The organism is Mycobacterium sp. TH-M11 (genome assembly GCF_057473725.1).
The window spans coordinates 1-1,777 of sequence record NZ_JBYCLD010000358.1; the positions used below are offsets into that span (position 1 = coordinate 1).

3 protein-coding genes are annotated in these 1,777 nt (G+C 67.4%); all 3 read right to left on the bottom strand.

The genetic code is table 11. From position 1 onward, the window contains the following. Positions 1 to 206, bottom strand: a 206-nt coding sequence (locus AC2VOG_RS14395; RefSeq protein WP_486940566.1) for a proteasome accessory factor PafA2 family protein, incomplete at its 3' end; no start/stop codon positions are given. Positions 207 to 262: 56 nt separating this feature from the next. Next, positions 263 to 1,114, bottom strand: a complete 852-nt coding sequence (locus AC2VOG_RS14400) for a DMT family transporter (protein ID WP_486940567.1) — start codon at positions 1,112 to 1,114, stop codon at positions 263 to 265. A gap of 10 nt (positions 1,115 to 1,124) precedes the next feature. Next, positions 1,125 to 1,777: proteasome subunit alpha (gene prcA / locus AC2VOG_RS14405; RefSeq protein WP_486940568.1), on the bottom strand; the 653-nt coding region annotated here is incomplete at its 5' end.

Consider the following 1,777-nt stretch of genomic DNA (forward strand, 5'->3'; position numbering starts at 1 on the left):
CATTCGGCGGTCGCGTACTCGGGGTGGCTGCCGACGTCGAGGTACAGCCGTGCGCCGTTACGCAGGAAAACGTTCGAGCTGCGGCCCCACGAGACGACCCGGCGGAACAGGTAGCGGGCTACTTCGTCGGGCGACAGGCGACGATGGCCGTGGAATGTGCAGGTGACACCGAATTCGGTTTCGATGCCCATGATTCGTCGCTGCACAATTTTCAGCGTACTTGCCGAAGCCCGAGCCGGTGTGGAGCCCCCGCCGATGGGTTTCAGGACTCGGCAGGCGCGGGCGCCTCGCCGAACCGGCTCAACGCCAGCGCCGCGAGCACCGCCACCGCGAACCCGGCTTCCACCATCCAGCCCAGGCCCGGGCGGGTGCGATCACCCAGCCACGCCACCCCGACCAGAGCGGGACCAACCGTCTCGCCGATCACCATCCCGGCCACGGCCGTGGTGACCGACCCGCGGCTCAACGCGGATGTGAGCAGCAGAAAACCGGCGACTCCACCGCTGATCAACGCGTAGGCGGCAGGATTGACCCAGAACGTCACATCGGTGAAGTCGATCGAATCGATCAGCCGGACGGCGATCTCGTCGACACCGAAGCCGGCGCCGGCCCCGAACCCCAGCACCAGAGCGCGTGTTCGGTCGCTCAAGCGGCCGGCGATCGCACCGGCGACAAACACCACGGCGACGATCACCACCAGGGCCCAGCCCAGTCCGGGCGGGCCGTGCCCGGTGCCCTCCGGCCCGGCGGCGAGGCCCAGCATCGCCAGGCTGGCGCACACCACCGTCACGGCGGCCCACTCCATGGCCGACAATCGCGTCGACAACAACCACGCGGAGACGATCGCGGTGACGGCCAGTGACGCAGCGACCGCGGCGGCAACGACGTAGATCGGAACCAGCCGTAGCGCTGCGATCTGCAGCAGGAAGCCCGCACCGTCGAGCGCGACGCCCAGCAGGTAGCGCCATTGCCGCAGTGCGCGCAGCAGTAACGCGGCGTCGACGCCGGAGTCGCCGTTGCCGACATCTACCGAGCGGGTCGCGGCGGCTTGTAAGACCGTTGCCGTGCCGTAACACACCGAACAGCCCAGCGCGAGCAACAAGCCGATCAGCAAAGGACAGGGCCTATTTCGACGATTTCTCCGCTGAGTCGTCAGCCGACCCAGAGCCGTTGCGTTCGGGCAGCAGATGCTCCAGCACGGCACCGGCGATACGACGAAACGCCCGCCGCGGCCGACCGGCGTCGAGGATTGCGACTTCCAGGTTCGACACCCCCAATGGAGGCTGGTCGGTGTTGGATCCCTCGGCGCGGCCCACATCAAGAGCGTTGACGGCGATGTGCACCGCGTCGGCGAGGTCGGCGTTCTCGGCGTAGGTCTCCTTGAGCGCGTTGGCGATCGGCTCCGTCGTCCCACCCATCACCACGTAATGCGGCTCGTCAGCGATCGATCCGTCGTAGGTAATCCGGTACAGCTCAGGCGCTTTGGTCTCGCCGTGGTGGGCGACTTCGGCGACGCACAGCTCCACCTCGTACGGCTTGGCCTGCTCGGTGAAGATGGTGCCCAGCGTCTGCGCGTAGACATTGGCCAGCTGCCGGCCGGTCACATCGCGGCGGTCGTAGGCGTAGCCGCGGGTGTCGGCGAATTGAATGCCGCCGCGTCGCAGGTTCTCGAACTCGTTGAACTTCCCGACAGCGGCAAATCCGACCCGGTCGTAGAGTTCGCTGATCTTCTGCAGGGAGCGCGACGGGTTCTCCGCAACGAAGAGCACCCCACCGG